Consider the following 18,996-nt stretch of genomic DNA (forward strand, 5'->3'; position numbering starts at 1 on the left):
AACATGGCGCAGGGGAATGTGTCAGGTCAGGCACGGCTGGCAACGGTTCCGGCGCATCTGCCCTTTCTTGATCAGGTAGCATTACGCTGGTTGCACACTGCGCATTGGGACCCTGAAAAAATGGGAGAGGGCACTATCGTGCTGCCCGGTCGTCGTGCTGCCCGTGGGCTGACAGAAGCTTTTATGCGTCATATGGACGGCAAGCCGATGTTGCTGCCACGTATTTTGCCGGTTAGTGCGCTTGATGAGGCAGAACTTGGTTTGTCTGGCGGTGTTGGCGGCGGCGAGGGGCTTCTTCTTCCTCCGGCTGTTGATGGCATGACACGTCTTACGGTTCTGACACGTCTTATTTTGCAGGCTGATCAGGCTTTTGGCACCCGCCCGTTGCTTGATCAGGCCTGGCCGCTCGCAAAAGCCCTGGCCGAGCTGATGGATGAAGCTGAGTGGGCTGATGTTAACCTGACTGAGCGCCTGCCGGATGCCGTGCAGGAGGGTTTTGCCGAGCACTGGCAGAAGATACTGCAATTTCTCGATATTGTTACAGCTGCCTGGCCTGCATGGTTGCAGGCGCAGGGGGTTATGAACCCGGTTGCCCGTCAGGTTGCTTTGCTGCGTGCACAGGCGGCATTATGGCGAAAAAAAGCAGCGGCTGATGAGCAGACGCCTTTATGGGCAGCAGGCTTTACAAATATTATGCCGGCAACAGCTGAGGCGTTGCAGGCTATTCTCGCCAGCCCTCAGGGGCGTGTGGTTGTGTCTGGCCTTGATACAGATATGCCGGATGAAATTTTTGCGACCTTACCTGATAGCCACCCGCAGGCCGGGCTGAGTTGTCTGCTGAAAGATCTGGAGGTCAGGCGGAGTGATGTGCAGATCTGGCAGGGTGAGGGAGGGTATCCTGAACGAACGCAGACTCTCGCCCGTGCGCTGTTACCTGCCGCAGCTCTGGAGGACTGGGTTAAGCCTGGACCATCAGCTTTACAGCAGGTTGTTCGTCTTGAAACAGCCGGGCAGCAGGAGGAAGCAGTCGCTGTCGCCATGATTATGCGTGACGTTGTTGCTCAGCCCGGCAAACGTGCCGCCCTTATCACGCCAGACCGCGCTCTGGCTGCCCGTGTCGTGACGGAGCTGAGTAGATGGGGTATTCTGGCGGATGACAGTGCCGGGGCTTCTCTTATCGGCACACCGGGCGGCGTGCTTTTGCGTCACATTGCCCGTCTGGTTGAGAGCCGCTATTCCCCCGTGGCGCTTCTGACACTGCTTAAGCACCCTCTGGTTGCCTGCGGCCTTCCGTCCGGGGTGTGTCGCGCATCGGCCCGTTTACTCGAGCGTTCTGTGCTGCGGGGGCCCGCACCTCCTCCCGGTTTTGCAGCTTTGCGCCATGCTGTTGAGGTCTCCGTTGCTGACTGGGAGCGTAAGGAGCAAAAAGCTGGCAAAATCAGTGCCGGTAATGATGCCGACCGTCCCTTTGGTCCCGAACCTCTGCTGAAATTTATGGATCGGCTGGCCCGTTGTCTTGAACCTGTTATGGCCTGGCCGGACGAAAATGCGGAAGAAACACAGTCTGATGGCCCTGCGCCTGCTCCCTCCTACGGGTTTAAGGCATCTGTTCCTGACCTGCTGACAGCTCTGGTGCAAACAGTGGAGCGTCTGGTCGCAACGGACACGGAGGAGGCCCCCCAGCGTTTGTGGCGCGGAGAGGAAGGAAATCTTCTGGCGCGTAAGCTGACAGATCTGATTATGGCGAGTGATATTTTGCCGCATCAGCCTCCGGCTGTGCTTGACGGTCTGTTGTGTGCCGTGCTGGCCGAAGAGCGTGTTGCCAGTCGTTACGGGGGTGACCCTGCAGCGTTGCATCCGCGTGTGCTGATATGGGGTTTGTTTGAAGCGCGTTTGCAAACGGCTGATACAGTCATTCTGGGCAGCCTGGTGGAAGGGGTCTGGCCCCCTGTGCCTGATGCCGGCCCGTGGATGAGCCGTCCTATGCGACAAAAAGCTGGCCTGCCTTCACCTGAGCAGGAAATCGGGCAGGCTGCACATGACTTTTTCTCCTGTGTTGCTGCGGGGGGAGAGGTAATTTTATCCTGTCCCCGGCGACGTGAAGGCGTGCCGGTTGTTCCTGCACGCTGGCTCACCAGGCTGAATGCGTTTCTGGCAGGGCGTCAGATGCACCTGCCTTTTCACCCGGCGGCCCGCTGGCTCGAAGCACTTGATCAGCCCGAAGGTGCTGCTCGCCCAGTGCGTCCACCCGAGCCAAAGCCACCTGTTGCATTGCGCCCGCGTCGTCTGAGTGTGACGGAAATTGAGACATGGAACCGTGACCCTTATGCTCTTTATGCCCGCCATGTTCTGAAGCTGGACGTGTTGCCTGAGCTTGAAGAGGCTGCCGATGCTTCAGATTATGGTGTCATTGTGCATGCTGCTCTTGAGCAATGGTTCAGAAAATATGGGGTATCTTGGCCTGTAAACGCTGAAGCCGGGCTTAAGGCGATTTTTCGTGATGTGTTGTATGCGCATATTTTGCGCCCGGCGTTGCGCGCCTGGTGGGAGCCGCGTCTGATGCGTATTGCCTCCTGGGTGGTGCAGGCTGAGGAAGCTCGCCGTGAAGCGGAGGGGAACCCGCAGCGCATCAGTACAGAGCTGCGTGGTAAGGTTGTTATCCCTGATGCGCCGGCCGGTGCTTTCTCGCTCGTGGGGCGTGCTGACCGTATTGACCTTGATGCGCAGGGCCGGGTGCTGGTGAGTGATTATAAAACCGGTACACTTCCAACTAAAAATGAGGTGTTGTCAGGCTGGAGCCCTCAGCTCCCCCTTGAGGCAGCAATGGTGCTGCGTGGTGGTTTTTCTGGTTTTGCACTGGAAGCTGATAAGGCCTCTCCTGAAATAGGCGGGCTGGTGTACTGGCAGCTGACCGGTGGTGCCGAGCCAGGTAAAGAAGTTCTGGTTACAGCCCCTAAAGATGAGTCTCTGACAGATGTTGCTGAGCAGATATGGGAAAAACTGCGTGAGCGCGTTTTTGCCTATGATGACCCTGAACAGCCTTATCTCTCGCACCCGCACCCGGGTAAGGAACCACGTTTTGCTGATTATGCCCGCCTGGCCAGAGTGCCGGAATGGGGGGTTGCCAGCCTGGATGAAGAAGAATGAGTGGCTCTTATAGTATCGCAGAGGTTATCGCTCAGGCAAACGCCCAGCAGGGGCTGGCCTCTGACCCGGCGGCTTCAGTCTTTGTGTCTGCTTCTGCAGGGAGTGGTAAAACAAAACTACTGATCGACCGCCTGTTGCGTCTCATGTTGCCGCGCGAGCTGGAGACTGGTGAGATCGTACCTGGTAGCCCTCCTGCTCGTATTTTGTGCCTGACTTTCACCAGGGCTGCGGCGGCTGAAATGGCTATTCGTCTGCAGCATCGTCTCGGGCAGTGGGTCACGTATTCTGACGAGGCTCTTAATAAAGACCTTGCCGCTCTTTTTGTGCCGTGCACACAGCAGACACGTCAGCAGGCCCGTGCGTTATTTGCTGAGGTGCTTGATCTGCCTGGTGGAATGCGCATTGGCACCATTCATGCGTTTTGCCAGTCGCTGCTCAGGTCGTTTCCGCTCGAAGCCGCGATGAACCCTTATTTTACCGTCCTGGAGGAGACTGATGCCGCCCTGGCGCTGAACGGATGTGTGGAAACTGTGCTGAGTGGACAGAATACCGCCCTGCTTGCCCCGCTGGCCGGAATTATGCGCGCAACAGATTTTGTCGGGCTGGCAGCGTCTTTACGCCGGGATGAAAAAAGCAAAAATCTTTTTCAGTGGGTCTCAAAAAACCCTGACGGTATCCGGTCTGTTTTTGCACGGGTTTTGCGGCTGCCGCCTGAGGCTGTGCAGGGCTCTGATACCGATCAGCTGGAAAAAGCCTGTACGGGTTTTGCCGGTGAAGAAAACCTGCGTTCTTTTCTTGGTGTTTTGTCTGAGGAGGGTACAGAGGCTGTCAGACGTAATACTGTGCAGCTGCTTGACTGGCTTTCACTTTCTGCCAGGCAGAGGGCAGAGCAGTGGGATGTATGGCGTAATGGTTTTCTGACCAGGCAAAATAAGCCGCGTAGTACCGGGCTGATTACGAAAAAGCTGAGTGAAAAATATCCGCAGCAGGCTGAATATCTGTTGCGTGAGGCAGAGCGTATCCTCGCTGTTGATGATGTTATGCTCGGCCGTGAGCTGGTGTCGCTGGGGGCGGCTCTCGTGCAGATGGTCGCTCCGGTTTCTGCCCTTTATACCGAGCGTAAAACCCGTCGTGGACTGGTTGAATATGAAGACCTGATTCATAACACATTGCAGTTGCTGCGTGAGCCCGGTGCCGCATGGGTTATGTATAAGCTTGATGGTGGTATCGACCATCTTCTGCTTGATGAGGTGCAGGACACCTCAGCTGAGCAATGGCGTATAGCCGGTGATCTGACAGAGGAGTTTTTTGCAGGTCAGGGCGCGCGTGAGGAGGAGGCTGGCCCGCGTACCGTGTTTGCTGTGGGGGATTATAAACAGTCAATTTATGGGTTTCAGGGGGCTGACCCCGAATCTTTTCGTACCTGGCGTGAGCGGTTTCAGCAGCGGGCTGAAGGAGCAGGACAAATCTGGTATGACCCGGCACTGACGGTTTCTTTTCGTTCAACTTTGCCGGTATTAAAGCTGGTTGACGCTGTTTTTTCTGTGCCAGAGGCTGCTCGTGGCGTGGTTGATGAAGGTGCGTCTCCCATGCAGCATCTGAGCGCCCGGGTGGGGCAGCCCGGGCGTGTGGAGTTATGGCCGCTGACTGAATCTGTGCGTGAAGATGAGGATGAGGTCACCACCCCCTGGGATAAGGTGGACAGAAATACGACACGCCAGAATGCCCGGCAGAAGCTGGCTGATACCCTGGCTCGTCATATTGCTCATGAGCTGGCATCTCCCCCCGCGCCAGGTGAAGAACCTCTGACACCAGGGGATATTCTTATTCTTGTCCCGCGCCGTTCGCCTTTTGTGACAGCACTGATCCGCGCACTGAAAATTCAGAATATTCCGGTCATGACCCTGGTGAGTACAGGACTGGCTGATCAGCTGGCGGTGCAGGACCTTGTTGCGCTGTGTTCGGCGCTGCTTTTGCCGCAGGATGATCTGACGCTGGCATGTGTGCTGACATCTCCTCTTGGCGGTGTGTCAGATGACAGCCTGATGGCTCTGGCTACCGGGCGTAAACCGGGGGAGCCTTTATGGTCTGCCCTGCGTGAGCGCCATGCGCAAAGACCAGACTGGTCACGGGCATGGGCGTTACTCGACAGCCTTTTTCACCGGGTTGATTATCTGACACCGCATGAGCTGCTGTCTGAAGCGCTCGGTCGTGGCGGAGGGCGGGCGCGTCTGCTTGCACGCCTGGGGCCTGAAGCGGCTGAAGCGATTGACGAGCTGCTCTCTGCGGCCCTGCGTTATCAGGAGATGCACCCGCCGTCCTTACAGGGCTTTGTGTTCTGGATTCAGAATTCGCAGGAGAGTGTTAAGCGCATTGCTGAGGCCGGTAGTCAGTCTGTCAGGGTAATGACGGCACATGGTGCGAAAGGGTTACAGGCGCGCCTGGTGATTTTGCCTGATACTGTGAGTAAGCCACGTTATGAAGAGCGAGTTTTGTGGAGCAAAGACAAGCAGACAGGTGTCGATGTGCCGCTTTATGTGCCGCGTAGTGCTCTCTCTACAACTGTGACACGGTCATTGCGCGCCCGTGCTCAGGCTAAGGCCATTGAGGAATATAACCGCCTTTTATATGTGGCACTGACCCGTGCGGCTGAGAGGCTGATTGTCTGTGGCTGGATGCCAGCACATTCCGTCCCTGCTGAAAGCTGGTATGAGCGGTGTCGCCAGGGGTTTGAAGCTGCCGGAGCCATTTCTCTCCCCTGTGAATCAGGCGACCAGGGCGGTGAAATGCTTGTGATAGAAGAGAGCAGTGCAAAGGGTCAGGAAGACTCTTCAGCTGTCGTTTCCGTTCCCCCCTCTCTGCCGCATAAAGCTGAGGCTCCGGTTTTGCCTGGCTGGATGGGCAGTGCCCCTGACTGGAAGCCAGTTTTGCCTGAGGCAGAGTCAGCTTTGTCACGACCATTAGCTCCCAGCCGTCCTGATGATGTCATGCTGGGGCCGTTGCCCGCGACAACCTCGCCTCTGGATATCACTGGTATTACTCCGGCACAGGCGCGTGAGGCTGCTTTTGCCCGTGGGCGATTAGTACATTCTTTACTGCAGTATCTGCCTGAGCATCCGCAGGAGCAGTGGATGGCTCTGGCGATGAAATGGCTGAAGCGTCCTGTTGCGGCCGGCGGGCAGCCGGATGAGGCCGATACGCTTGCTCGTCAGGTGATAGAGGTGTTGTCTATGCCTGAGCTTGCCCCTTTATTTTCCGGGCAGGCCCGTGTTGAGCAGAGACTTGCCGGTGTGGCCGGTGGTCAGGTGATTGTAGGGCAGGTAGACCGGATGTGTGTCTTGCCTGACCGTGTTTTGCTGTGTGATTTTAAAAGTGGCCGGCATGTTCCACGTTCTGTTTCAGCGGTGCCTGTGTTGTATCTGCGGCAGATGGCAGCTTACCGGCTTTTGTTGCAGGGGCTTTACCCTGACCGGCCGGTGACCTGTGTCCTGGTCTGGACAGAAGGTCCGCGTGCTGATGTTCTGCCAGACGAACTACTTGATGAGAATATTATTTATAAGTAAAATTTTTTATAACGAATTGCGGGATTAAATTTTATTTTATAGTGTGGGATGTTATTATTTGAATAGTTATTTTCTTTTATAATTTTCGCAGGACTGCATGGAAGTATTTTATTTTTCTGGCGGAAGTGTGTGCGGGACGTGAGCACCTTGAACCTTGCCTTAAGCATCCCTAGTGTTAATGAGATGTGAAACTGAAAGTTCAGAATGCTCTGTCTTTTACAGGGCATGGGCGGGGACATACGGGAGAAGATTATGAGCGAACATACTGTTGCAGTGAACGATTCTGATTTTGCCACAAACGTGCTTGGCGCTTCAGGTCTGGTTCTGGTCGATTTCTGGGCTGAATGGTGCGGCCCCTGTAAAATGATTGGTCCGGCTCTTGAGGAAATTGGCAAAGAATATGCTGGTAAAGTCACCGTTGCCAAAATTAATATTGATGAAAACCCTGAAACTCCAACGAACTATGGCGTTCGCAGCATTCCGACACTGATGCTGGTACGCGACGGGAAAGTTGTTGAGACTAAAGTTGGCGCTTTGCCAAAAAGCCAGCTTAAGGCATGGGTTGAAGGCGCTCTCTGAGCAGATTGCTCTTTGCTGAAAGGCTGAGGGTAGTGTTAGCAAACAGGAGGCAGGCAGTTTGTACATGCTTTCTGTTTTGCTTTACCTCTCAGAAGTAAAGATGCTACGATCAGCCCTCTGACGTAGCCTGCAAGACGAAGAATTTTTAAGACAGATTAACGCTGCATCCTGCCGGTTTAACCGGTTTTTTGCCTTCAAAAGCTTGGCAGGGGAGCATAAACGGCGTAATGCTGCGCGCCTGATCTGGTGTACCAGACGAATCATTTAATTTTCACTTTTAAAGTTGCAAGGGTCAATATGAGCTGGATCACTGAATACGTCCGTCCTAAAATTCGTGGCCTTTTGCGACGTGAAGTGCCGGATAATCTGTGGACCAACTGTGACTCCTGCAGCCAGATGATTTTGAGCAAAGAGCTGCACAAAAATTATAATGTGTGTCCGCACTGTGGTCATCACATGAAGGTTCTGGTTGCTGATCGTTTTGCCTGGACATTTGATAACGGAGAGAGCGCACGTATTGATCTGCCCTCTGCTCCGGTTGATCCGCTCGGTTTTCGTGATCAGAAGCGCTATACTGACCGCCTGAAAGATGCCCGTGCCAAAAGCCAGGTTGATGAGTCTTTTGTCGCCGCGCATGGTTTAATTGGTGGTCACCCGGCGGTTGTGGCCGTGATGGCCTTTGAGTTTATGGCAGGCACAATGGGTGCAGCTTTTGGTGAACGTTTTGTCGCCGCTGCCCGCCTGGCTATTTTACAAAAATCTCCTCTGGTTATTTTTACGGCTTCAGGTGGTGCCCGTATGCAGGAGGGTGCACTGAGCCTGATGCAGATGCCCCGTACAACAATTGGCGTGCAGATGCTCAGAGAGGCCGGTCTGCCTTATATTGTTGTGATGACAAACCCCACAACAGGTGGTGTGACGGCTTCGTTTGCTATGCTGGGTGATGTGCAGATTGGTGAGCCAAATGCGTTGATTGGCTTTGCTGGTCCCCGCGTTATTCAGGACACGGTACGTGAGAAACTGCCCGAGGGTTTCCAGCGTTCAGAATATCTTGTCGAACATGGTATGCTTGATATGGTGGTGGCGCGTCACGAGATGCGCGAAACACTGGGACGTATCATTGGCATGCTGATGCGCCAGCCTCCGGTCAGTGTAGCTAAAGACGAAGGTCCGTCAGAAGCTGTGCCGCCGGCTGCTGTTGCAGAAAGTGCAGATGTTGCTCCCTCAGAGTGAGTGAGACAGACAAAACTGTGACTTCTTCTTCGTCAACATCGTCTATGGCCGAATTTACAGGCCGCACGGGCGTTATTCTTGAGCGGTTAAATCGTCTGTATCCGGCCCTGATTGATTTATCGCTGGGCCGGCTTGAGCATCTTTTGCAAAAGCTGGGCAACCCGCAGGATCATTTGCCGCCGGTTATTCATGTTGCGGGTACTAATGGTAAAGGCAGCACCTGCGCGACTCTGCGTGCTATTGGTGAGGCTGCCGGGTGGCGCGTGCATGTTATGACTTCGCCTCATCTGGTGCATGTTACGGAGCGTTTTCGCGTAGCCGGGCAGCTGGTCGATGAGACGGTGCTGACAGACGTGCTTGAAGAAATTGAGCGCGTCAATGAAGGTGCTCCTATTACGGTTTTTGAGGTTCTGACAGCCGCTGGTTTTCTGTTGTTCTCACGTACACCGGCTGACCTGGCTATTATTGAGGTCGGGCTGGGCGGGCGCTGTGATGCGACTAATGTGCTCAAAAAGCCGGCAGCCTGTATTGTGACTTCGGTCTCAATGGATCATGAAGCCTTCCTGGGGAATTCTCTTGCTGCGATTGCGGCAGAAAAAGCAGGTATTTTTAAACCTGGTGTGCCTGCGGTTACAGGTGCACAACCTGACGAAGTGCGCCTTGTGCTTGAGGCTGAAGCATTACGGACGGGAGCCTCTCTCAATCGTCGTGGTGTCGAGTGGCAGATTGGCGTATCTCCCTGCCAGACTTCTCTTATTTACTCTGATGCGCAGGGAGAGGTTGTTTTACCACTGCCTTCTCTTGCTGGTGCCTGGCAGGTTGAAAATACAGGTCTGGCAGTTGCTGCGCTGCGCGCTACGGGTCTTACTTTGCCTGAAAAAGCCTGGCAGGGTGTAGGGCAGGTTTTCTGGCCTGCGCGCATGCAGCGTCTTACAGGGCAGCTGGCGCAGCATGTTCCGGATGACTGGGAGGTCTGGCTTGATGGCGGGCATAACCCTGGTGCAGGTCATGCTTTGGCAAAAACACTGCAAAACTGGGATGACAGGCCACTGCATATTCTGGTGGGCATGAAGCAGACGAAGGATGCTACCGGATTCCTGAAGCCTGTTCTGCCTTACGCTACAACTCTCTGGGCTATCCAGGAGCCGGCACAGCATCTGGCATTACCTGTGGCTGACATTATTGCTGCGTCAGGTGGCAAGGCACGTTCAGGACCCGAGCTGGTGCAGGCGCTGGAGGCCTTAAAAGCTGAGGCAGCAGAAGAGCAGAAGCCTGCCCGTGTGCTTATTTGTGGCAGCCTGTACCTGGCTGGTGTGGCCTTAACCCAGGATGGGTGGTCTCCCGGAAGCTGACGTGTGAGCTTTATATTGTGCAGGTCAGGGCGGGCCTGCACAATGAAGAGTACCAGCAGAGCACTTACTGACTGTGTAAAATACTCTGGTGTAGCTTTGCGCGCTGCTGCTTTATAGCTGTGACATCAAATGTGCGGGCTCGTTTGAGAGCTGCCTCTCCCATACTCTGACGTAACCGGGCGTCATCTGTCAGGCGCAGCAGGCATTGTGTCAGGCTGCTTACGTCATTAGGGTTGCAGTACAGCCCTGCCTCACCGACAACAGCTGGCAGGCTGCCTCTGTCTGAGACAATCAGAGCCGCACCGCTGGCCATAGCCTCGAGTGCGGCCATACCAAAGGGTTCAGCCCATCGGCTGGGCACAACAACAATGGCCGCACGGGCCATAGCTGTGAGCACTTCATCATGAGGTTTATAGCCCGCAAGTGAGACGCCTGCCGCTTTCGCCTGCGGCCTGAGCCGGGCAAGGAAAGGGGTTTCTGGCGAGCCGGGGCCAAAACGATCGGCTCCGATAATCTCAGCGCGCCAGTCAGGGCGTATTAAAAGAGTGTCGCGACAGGCTGCGACAAAAGTATCAACACCTTTATCTGCGACCACGCGCCCCGCGAATAAAATGAGTTTATCCCGCACAGGCGGGCGGGGTGGCATATCAGCCATAGCAATACTGTTTGGTAAGATGCTGACAGAAGCCGTGACATTCTCACTCAGAAATCGATTCCTGATCCATTTAGAGACAGCTACAACCCGTACAGTGCGGGCCAGCTTAGTGCGCTCTTCAGTTGTACGGGCACACCGCATAAAGCAGGGGTCATTGTGTAAAAGGAGCATAACCGGCACGGACGGGCATAATTTGCGTAAGAGCAAGGCCAGGTCAGGACGATTGTGAACCTCGAGCAGGTCCGGCTTCAGTTTTTTTACAGCGCGGGCGACGGCAACAGCATAGCGTCGGGTCAGGCTGTAAGGGCGAAAAGCTGGTGTGACAGGAACAAAATGAATGCCAGGAAAAGCCGCGCCGAGCGGGGGCTGTCCAATAATAGTTTCTGTTTGTGTGGCCATTCGTCGCACCAGTAGTGCGATAGCACCGGCTTCTCCCGCTGCAAAACGCTCTGAGGGCGGGAGAACCGTTATAACATGTAAAGCATCAGCTCCGTGCGGCACAGATCCGGCCTTTATCGCCAGTCAGTCGATCTGCTCATAACGATCAAGCTGCCATTCTTTGGGTTCGCGGGCGGCTTCATCATACCATTGCTGCATCAGCGGGTGCTGTCTGACGGCCTGCATATAGGCTTTGGAGGTTTCTGATAGTTCTGTCACACCATAAGACAGAAAGCGGGAGATAACAGGTGCAAACATCGCATCGGCAATACCAAACTGTGCGCCAAACAGATAAGGGCCGCTCTGACCATGCTGGTTACGGCACTGTGTCCATATCTGATCAATGCGGGTTACGTCTTTAATCAGCTCTTCATCTGGTGGTGTGCTGAGTTTTTTATCGTGCCGGCCGAGGTTCATCGGTAAAGATGAGCGCACACCTTTAAATCCCGAATGCATTTCGGCACTGACTGAGCGGGCCAGCGCACGGGCTGCCCGGTTTGCCGGCCAGAGAGAAGGCTCAGCTTCAGCGCAGTATTCTGCGATAGAGAGGGAATCCCAGACCTGAATACCATTATGCTCAAGATAGGGTACGCAGCCATTGGGTGACAGGCTTTTGAGGGCAATTGTCTGCCCCCCGCCTTTCAGGGGGACGACCTCGATATCGACAGAGAGCCCGGCCAGTTTTACGACCAGCCACCCCCGCAGTGACCAGGAGGAGTAGCGCTGTGTACCAATAACCAGACGTCCCTGTGTCATCTCTTTTTTCCTTCAGGCAGCAGATTCGGTTTCTGTGCGGCAGATAAACCCGCCACCAAGAATACGTGTTCCCTGGTAGAATACGCAGGCCTGGCCCGGGGCGGGCATAGCAGGTTCTTCAAGCTGTACCAGAGCGCCCTGAGGTACAGGCCTGATGCGTGCGGCCCGGGGCACTTCGCGTGCGCGCATCTGCACAGCACATTCAATGCCCTCAGGTGGTGCATCAACCAGCCAGTTTACATCTCTGACAAGCAGAGATTCGACATAAGAGTGTGCACGCGGGCCAATAATAACGCGGCGTTTGCCTGGCTCTACGCCCACGACCATCTGCCGCTGCCCGTCAAGCCAGGCGGCATTGCCCAGTCTTTTGCTCTGGCCAACGGTAAAACGCATAACGCCATCATGTTCACCAACGATTTTGCCCTGGCTGTCAACAATTTCACCGGGGCCAGCCATTTCCGGGCGCATACGTTCAACCAGATCAACGTAGGAGCCGTCATTGACAAAGCACAGGTCCTGGCTGTCAGGCTTGCCGGCAACAACCAGGCCATAGCGTTCAGCCTCAGCTCTCACTGCGGCTTTATCGGGCATGTCACCCAGCGGGAAGCGCAGAAAATCAAGCTGATCACGGGTGGTTGCAAATAAAAACCATGACTGATCACGTGCACTGTCTACCGGGCGGTGCAGCTCAGCCCCGTGGGGGCCTTCAACACGACGTACATAATGGCCGGTTGCCATTGCCTCAGCACCAATGTCACGGGCCAGGCCAAGCAGATCAGTAAACTTTACACCCTGGTTACACGCAACGCAGGGCACAGGTGTCTCACCCGCTGCATAGGCATCAGCAAAGCGACCGATTACACTATCCTGGAATCGTTTTTCCGCATCAATGACGTAATGTGCAAAACCAAGCCGGTCAGCAACTGCACGGGCGTCACGAATGTCCTGACCGGCACAGCATGCGCCTTTTTTGGCCGCGCTGCGGGCATCGTAAAGCTGCAGGGTCGCACCCACGACCTCGTGCCCTTCTGCCTGAAGCCGGGCAGCAACGACTGAGCTATCCACCCCTCCCGACATTGCCACAAGAATACGCACTGGCTGCGCCCTCCTTTTGCTTAAAATTAAAATGCCTCAGGATTTGCGAGGCAGACGAACAACCAGCCCGTCGAGCTCGTCTGTCATAACAATCTGGCACCCCAGACGAGAGGTTTTTTCGAGTCCGAAAGCCAGATCAAGCATATCTTCTTCGTCATCAGTTGGTGTGCTGAGTTTTGCGGCCCAGTCGGGGTCAACAATCACGTGGCATGTTGCGCAGGCCAGAGATCCTTCGCAGGCTCCCTCAAGATCAATATCATGTTTATGTGCAATTTCCAGCACAGAAAGACCAACCGGTGCATCAACTTTGTGCTCAGTTCCGTCCTGTTCGATAAACATCATATGGGGCATTTGTTTTAGTGTCCTGCCAGTATTTTGTTGCTACGCGCTGTCACTCTGACGCGTTATGGTTATACTTCAGATACGCTTGTGCGTACCTGTTTTGTGGGTAGCCTGTGCCAGTAGCCTGATGGCATTTTCTACCTCGGCTGTTGAGGTAAAGCGTCCGGGGGAGAGACGCAAGCTTCTTCCCGCTTCTTCATGTGTTAAACCCATGGCTTCAAGCACGTAAGAAGGGGCCAGATCTGCTGATGAGCAGGCTGAGCCGAGAGAGGCTTCGACTCCTGTTACGGTTTCCAAGACATGCAGCGCACTGATGCCGGGGGGGAGCCGGACGCTGAAAATACCGGGCAGACGTGGTGCCGTTTCAGCGTTGAGCTGTGCCTCAGGCAGTAATGAGGCAAAGGTTTTCATGGCGACAGTATGTAAATGTGAGAGATGTGCCGCGTCCTGCTCCTGGCGGTGCAGGGCAATGCGGCAGGCCTCTCCAAAGCCAGCCAGTAAAAAACCAGGCAACGTGCCTGAGCGCATGCCGCGTTCCTGTCCGCCACCTGAAAAAAGCGGTATAATCCGTACACGCGGCCTGCGCCTTACATAAAGTGCCCCTGCGCCTTTGGGGCCGTAGATTTTATGTGAGGAGAGTGATGCCAGAGACAGACCATATTTGTTAACATCAAAGGAAATTTTTCCGGCTGTCTGTGCAAGGTCAGCGTGAAGAAGTGCGCCCGCCTGTTTTACCAGAGGGGCCAGGGTAGCGTAGTCATGCAGTACCCCGGTTTCATTATTGGCACCCATCAGTGAGACGAGAGCTGTGGGGACCTCCAGAGCGCGGGCCAGCGTGTCAGGGGCCAGGCGGCCGTCAGTGCCAACTGGCAGAATAACAGGTTCAAACCCCTCAGCGGCCAGGTCAAGCACACTTTCAATGACACATTTATGCTCAGTGGCAGCTGTAATAATACGCTTTCGCGGGTTTTTCTGTGAGGCCAGATAGCGAGCGGCTCCTTTAATGGCCATATTATTGGCTTCTGTCGCACCGGATGTAAAAATAATTTCTCTGGTGTCGGCACCAATCAGACGTGCAACATGCTGCCGGGCCTCTTCAACCAGGGTGGAGGCACGTCTGCCGCTTTCATGCAGGGTGCTGTGGGGGTTGCCGTTGTCATGCAGCAATGCTGCCTGCATGACGTCCATCACGCCTGGGTCACATGGCGTTGTGGCAGCATGATCAAGATAGAGGGCTGCCATTTTGTTTCCTTACGGTTTTACTCGTGTTCCTCAGGTTATATCAGAGTTGAAAGTTTTAGCCCTGAAGCGGCTTTCCGGGCCATATTTTCATAAACCTGAATAAAACGTGTGACATCTTCTTCCTGCACATTCCAGGGCAGTGACACACGCAGGGCCTGTCCGGCCTGTGCTTCAAATCCCATTGCCTGCAACACGTGAGAGAAGGCGACTTTGCCGGAAGAACAGGCAGAGCCGGCCGAGACACAAATGCCTTCAAGGTCGAGTCTCATAAGCTGCTCCTGCGCCAGGCGGCCAGGCAGAATGAGGGAGGATGTATTATGCAGGCGTGGTGCCTGTGCGCCTGATACAACAGCACCCACAGCACAGGCAGCGTGTTCAATACGGTCGCGCAGAGGGCTTAAGTTACGCGGAGTTTGTAAAGCTGTACGCAGGGCTGCTGCCATGCCGGCTATTGCGGGTAAAGGTTGTGTGCCGCCCCTGCGCCCCTGTTCCTGCCCGCCGCCTTCAAACAGAGGAAGAACCCGGCCCGGGGCCGGGCCCGCCAGTAATAAAGCGCCCGCCCCTTTGGGACCGCCGGTTTTATGGCCTGAAAGAGCAAAGCTGTTGACCCCTGATGCCGTGACGGAGAAAGCTATTCGTCCGGCAGCCTGCACGCCATCTACATGCAGATGCGCACCATAACGCTGGCATAACGTAGCAATATCAGTAATCGGGTGCAGCACGCCGGTTTCGTTGTTGGCCAGCATCAGGCACACAAAAGCTGGCGTATCTGAGGCATTCAGGGCCTGTTCCAGTCCGGCGAGGCTTACTGTGCCGTCTTTTTCAACTGCGAGCCAGGTGACGTCTGCCCCTTCAGGAAAGCCCTTGCGTACAGCATCATGTTCTGTCGCACCGACAAGGAATCGTCTTCCGGCACTCAGGCCATGCATGGCCAGAACATTTGCTTCTGTACCGCCTGAGGTAAAAATGCAGTTAAGGGGGGCGACCTCAAAAGCCTGGGCTACGTCATCACGGGCCTGTTCGAGCATAGCACGGGCCATGCGTCCGGCCCTGTGCACAGAAGAAGGGTTGCCGGTCAGCTCTGCCGCTTCAAGAAAAGCATCGCGTGCCTCGGGGCGCAACGGTTCGGTTGCATTGGCATCTAAGTAGATAATGGGTTGACGCTGTGGGCTGCCTGCTGAAGTGGAAACCATTTTTTACGCTCCTGCTGTGACAGCTGTTTTATCTGATCTTGCAAAAACACAGCAAGACTGACGATTTGTGTGGAAATCTGAGGGGCGTACACGCTATAACCGGCCCGGTAGGTCGCATCTTACAGAGCGGTAATAACTGTTGTGATGCAACAGAGAAACATTTTCTGCGTTCTTATCATAACGGCGAAGAGAGGAGGAAAGGCGTGATGAGTGTATCAGATACGATCAGCACCGTTCTCTTTAATCTCCCGCCTTATTGCCGCGGCACTATACGTCGCATGCTGTTTTTGCCTGTGTCTGTTTGTGTACCGGCAGGTAAGGGGCGGTTTTATCGCCCGGTAACCTGGTCTGAAGGCCGCCTCCTCCGAAGTGTATAACGTGGCATCGTATCATTTCGGGGTCAATGAATTAACCTGAATATACCGTGCCCCCGGGTATATTCACAGCATATACGGAAGATTAATGCCTGAGGTTATGTTTGCCGGTCCTGACGGCCGCCTTGAAGGGCGCTATTTGCACTCTAACGAACCCAATGCGCCTCTCGCACTCGTGCTGCACCCGCACCCGCTGCACGGTGGCACAATGAACAACCGTATTACCTACGCTATGTATCGCTCATTTGAAAAAATGGGTTTTTCGGTCATGCGTTATAACTCACGCGGTGTCGGCCGTTCACAGGGGCGCTATGACGGTGGTATTGGTGAAATTTCTGATGCAGCAGCAGCCCTTGACTGGATGCAGAGCATCAACCCCAATGCCAGTGGCTTATGGATTGCCGGTTATTCTTTCGGTGCTTTTGTTGGCATGCAGCTTCTGATGCGCCGCCCTGAAATTACCGGCTGGATCAGTGTCGCGCCACCTGCCACACATTATGATTTTGGTTTTCTGGCACCTTGCCCCTGTGGTGGTCTGATGATTGCCGGCGGAAAAGATGACATGGCACCTGAGCCTGCCATTCATAAACTGGTTGATAAGCTCAACACTCAGAAAGGTGTTGCTGTCGATTACCGTATTTTCCCTGATGCAGATCATATTTTTGCAAAACAGGCTGACAAAATTACGGATGCGCTTGAAGATCACGTTAAGACAGCTATGGGCACACGCACTATGCTGCTTGCTGCTGACTAATGCCTGCATCTTTCGGACAGGCCTTATAACGGCCTGCCCGAAAAGGCATAGTGCTATTTTTCGCTCGTTTTGCGGCGGTTTGCCAGTTCGCGTACAACACCATGCAGGGTTCTGAGTTCCTGCTCTGTGACTTCCCCTCTCGTGAAAAAATGACGCAGGTTTCTGACCATGCCAGGGCGCTTTTGTTCACTGCGCCAGAACCCGCACTCATCCAGTTCGCTGATAAGATGCCCCATAAAATTTTCAAGCTCACCCTTGGTGGCAATATGGGTTTCGTTCGTCATCAGCTCGCGGGCATCTGTCTGATCATTTATCATCCACCATTCGTAAGCCATAATCATAACGGCCTGTGCGAGGTTGAGTGACATAAATGCAGGGTTAAGCGGGTAACGAATCAGCCCGTCAGCTCTTGCCATGTCCTCCGTGTCCAGCCCAGCCCGTTCAGGGCCGAACATCAGGCCAACTTTTAGCCCCCGGACTGTTGCAGCGTGTAATTCAGCAGCACCGCCGCGCGCAGTCATGATCGGTTTAATCACATGGCGCGGCCTTGGGCAGGTAGCATAAACATGGTGCAGGTCAGCCACAGCGTCATCAACTGTTTCATAAACCTGTGCCGCATCCAGAATACGGTCTGCACCTGAAGCAGTGCGCCATGCACGTTCCTGCGGCCAGCCGTCGCGCGGGGCTACAAGGCGCATGTGAAATAATCCGCCATTCGCCATGGCACGGGCAGCTGTGCCGACATTTTCAGCCAGTTGTGGCCGCACAAGAATAACTACCGGTGTGTTGCCTTGTGGGGCCAGAGGGGCCCCGCCGTCACGGCCGGTCATGCGCGCCTCCATTCGGTGCCGTCTCTGGTGTCTTCAAGTATGATACCCATGCCCTGGAGCTGCTCACGCAGAGCATCGGCCTTTGCAAAATCACGTTGTTTTTTTGCCTCAAGACGCAGGGTAATCAGAGCCTGGATTTCGGTATCCTCATCTGAGGATTCACCCCTGAACCATTTTTCGGGGTCTTCACTAAGCAGGCCAAGCATGTCTGCACCTGCTTTGAGTGCGCCTGCGGCAGTGCGGTCACCTGCCAGAGCTTTACTGGCAAGTGCATGAAGCTCAGCAATGGCAGCGGGTGTGTTCAGATCGTCGGAGAGGGCTTTAAGAACGCTTTCGGGTGCTTCTGTGCGGGGTACCGGGCCAGCGGCCAGAGCACGGTAAAAACGGTCAAGCGTTTTGCGTGCCTCAAGAAGGCCAGCCTGTGTATAGTTGAGTGTTGAGCGGTAATGTGCGCTTAGCAGCAGCAGACGCAGAGCTTCAGCCGGGGCCTGCTTCAGGACATCGCGAATAGTGAAAAAATTGCCCAGTGATTTAGACATTTTTTCGCCTTCGACCAGAAGCATGGCATTATGCACCCAGTAATTAGCGAACTTGCCACCAGGAAAGCAGCACATGCTTTGTGCACGTTCATTTTCATGATGAGGGAACATCAGGTCAGATCCTCCACCATGAATATCAAAGCTTTCACCCAGATAGCGGTGTGACATGGCTGAGCACTCTATATGCCAGCCAGGGCGTCCCCGGCCCCATGGGCTGTCCCAGCCGGGCTGATCTTCGGATGAAGGCTTCCAGAGGACAAAGTCACCCGGATGTTTTTTATAGGTTGCAACCTCGACACGTGCCCCGGCGACCAGTTCTTCAGGGTTGCGCCCGGATAAGGCACCATAAGAGGGAAATGATTCGACCGAAAACAACACATGACCATCGGCCTCGTAAGCATGCCCCTGAGCAACCAGACGCGCTATCAGGTTTTGCATCTCGTCAATATTATGTGTCGCACGTGGCTCGATATCAGGGGGAATAACATTCATCGCAGCCAGATCAGCGTGGAACTCATGTGTCGTGCGTTCGGTCAGGGTTGCGATATCTTCATTATTATCGCGGGCCCGGGCGGTAATTTTATCATCGACATCGGTGATGTTACGTACGAACGTCACGCGCGGGTAAAGATGACGCAGTGTGCGTACCAGTACATCGGCCGTTAGCATGGCCCGCAGGTTACCTATATGCGCCAGGTCGTACACTGTCGGTCCACAATAGTAGATTTTGATGTGTTCGGGGTCGAGAGGTACGAAGGGAACAGTCGCACGACGCTGGCTGTCATGCAGGGAGAAATGTGACATGGATCCTGGCTCTGAATACGGCATAGTCTCCCTTGATGCGTCAGTCATTAACGGGATGCAATATCGAAATTTTTTAAAATTCTCAGATAAAGCGTAAACT

At 54.6% G+C, this 18,996-nt stretch carries 15 protein-coding genes; 7 read left to right on the forward strand and 8 right to left on the reverse strand.

Going from position 1 to position 18,996, the window contains the following annotated elements; genetic code table 11:
* The first annotated feature begins 3 nt into the window (after nucleotides 1-3).
* From addB to HK11_RS02830, 5 genes are all read left to right on the forward strand, one after another.
* Nucleotides 4-3,147: a double-strand break repair protein AddB gene (addB, locus tag HK11_RS02810; protein WP_086553823.1), complete on the forward strand. Its 3,144-nt coding sequence runs from the start codon at nucleotides 4-6 to the stop codon at nucleotides 3,145-3,147.
* Entirely contained in the window at nucleotides 3,144-6,710 is a 3,567-nt protein-coding gene (addA, locus tag HK11_RS02815) for a double-strand break repair helicase AddA (protein ID WP_086553824.1), read from the forward strand. Before addB ends, addA begins: the two co-directional genes overlap by 4 nt.
* A 252-nt stretch (nucleotides 6,711-6,962) precedes the next feature.
* Entirely contained in the window at nucleotides 6,963-7,289 is a 327-nt protein-coding gene (trxA, locus tag HK11_RS02820) for a thioredoxin TrxA (RefSeq protein ID WP_086553825.1), read from the forward strand.
* Between the two features lie 297 nt (nucleotides 7,290-7,586).
* A complete protein-coding gene (accD, locus tag HK11_RS02825; RefSeq protein ID WP_086553826.1) occupies nucleotides 7,587-8,522 on the forward strand; it encodes an acetyl-CoA carboxylase, carboxyltransferase subunit beta in 936 nt (311 codons plus the stop codon).
* A gap of 44 nt (nucleotides 8,523-8,566) precedes the next feature.
* Entirely contained in the window at nucleotides 8,567-9,874 is a 1,308-nt protein-coding gene (locus HK11_RS02830; protein ID WP_086553827.1) for a folylpolyglutamate synthase/dihydrofolate synthase family protein, read from the forward strand.
* A 64-nt stretch (nucleotides 9,875-9,938) separates the two neighbouring features.
* On the opposite strand, the gene HK11_RS02835 is transcribed toward HK11_RS02830, so the two are convergent.
* The 6 genes from HK11_RS02835 to HK11_RS02860 form a co-directional block, all read right to left on the reverse strand.
* Nucleotides 9,939-11,030, reverse strand: coding sequence for a glycosyltransferase family 4 protein (locus HK11_RS02835; RefSeq protein ID WP_233133278.1), 1,092 nt, complete (start codon nucleotides 11,028-11,030; stop codon nucleotides 9,939-9,941).
* Nucleotides 11,031-11,051: 21 nt separating this feature from the next.
* Nucleotides 11,052-11,723, reverse strand: a complete 672-nt coding sequence (locus HK11_RS02840) for a glutathione S-transferase family protein (protein WP_086553828.1) — start codon at nucleotides 11,721-11,723, stop codon at nucleotides 11,052-11,054.
* Between the two features lie 12 nt (nucleotides 11,724-11,735).
* Complete coding sequence (gene mnmA / locus HK11_RS02845) at nucleotides 11,736-12,818, reverse strand: tRNA 2-thiouridine(34) synthase MnmA (protein ID WP_086553829.1); 1,083 nt, start codon at nucleotides 12,816-12,818, stop codon at nucleotides 11,736-11,738.
* 36 nt (nucleotides 12,819-12,854) lie between these two features.
* Nucleotides 12,855-13,169: a ferredoxin family 2Fe-2S iron-sulfur cluster binding protein gene (locus HK11_RS02850; protein ID WP_086553830.1), complete on the reverse strand. Its 315-nt coding sequence runs from the start codon at nucleotides 13,167-13,169 to the stop codon at nucleotides 12,855-12,857.
* 66 nt (nucleotides 13,170-13,235) lie between these two features.
* On the reverse strand, nucleotides 13,236-14,402 hold the full coding sequence (locus HK11_RS02855; RefSeq protein WP_086553831.1) for a cysteine desulfurase family protein: 1,167 nt from the start codon (nucleotides 14,400-14,402) through the stop codon (nucleotides 13,236-13,238).
* 35 nt (nucleotides 14,403-14,437) lie between these two features.
* Nucleotides 14,438-15,595 (reverse strand): cysteine desulfurase family protein, encoded by a 1,158-nt coding sequence (locus tag HK11_RS02860; protein WP_086553832.1) that lies wholly within the window; start codon nucleotides 15,593-15,595, stop codon nucleotides 14,438-14,440.
* Nucleotides 15,596-15,801: 206 nt separating this feature from the next.
* Between HK11_RS02860 and HK11_RS12310 the strand changes: the two genes are divergently transcribed.
* Both HK11_RS12310 and HK11_RS02865 read left to right on the forward strand, forming a co-directional pair.
* The gene (locus tag HK11_RS12310) at nucleotides 15,802-15,972 is read left to right on the forward strand and encodes a hypothetical protein (protein ID WP_158092778.1); all 171 of its coding nucleotides are present in this window, start codon (nucleotides 15,802-15,804) and stop codon (nucleotides 15,970-15,972) included.
* Between the two features lie 85 nt (nucleotides 15,973-16,057).
* Nucleotides 16,058-16,723 carry an alpha/beta hydrolase gene (locus HK11_RS02865; protein ID WP_086553833.1) on the forward strand — a complete coding sequence of 222 codons (666 nt, stop codon included), beginning with the start codon at nucleotides 16,058-16,060 and terminating at the stop codon, nucleotides 16,721-16,723.
* Nucleotides 16,724-16,776: 53 nt separating this feature from the next.
* Here the strand turns inward: HK11_RS02865 and HK11_RS02870 are convergent, their stop codons facing one another.
* Both HK11_RS02870 and cysS read right to left on the reverse strand, forming a co-directional pair.
* Nucleotides 16,777-17,553 (reverse strand): RNA methyltransferase, encoded by a 777-nt coding sequence (locus HK11_RS02870; RefSeq protein WP_198943210.1) that lies wholly within the window; start codon nucleotides 17,551-17,553, stop codon nucleotides 16,777-16,779.
* The gene (gene cysS, locus HK11_RS02875) at nucleotides 17,550-18,896 is read right to left on the reverse strand and encodes a cysteine--tRNA ligase (RefSeq protein ID WP_233133279.1); all 1,347 of its coding nucleotides are present in this window, start codon (nucleotides 18,894-18,896) and stop codon (nucleotides 17,550-17,552) included. Before cysS ends, HK11_RS02870 begins: the two co-directional genes overlap by 4 nt.
* Nucleotides 18,897-18,996 lie beyond the last annotated feature (100 nt).

Source organism: Acetobacter sp. DmW_043 (assembly GCF_002153485.1).
In the GTDB taxonomy this organism is placed as follows: domain Bacteria; phylum Pseudomonadota; class Alphaproteobacteria; order Acetobacterales; family Acetobacteraceae; genus Acetobacter; species Acetobacter thailandicus.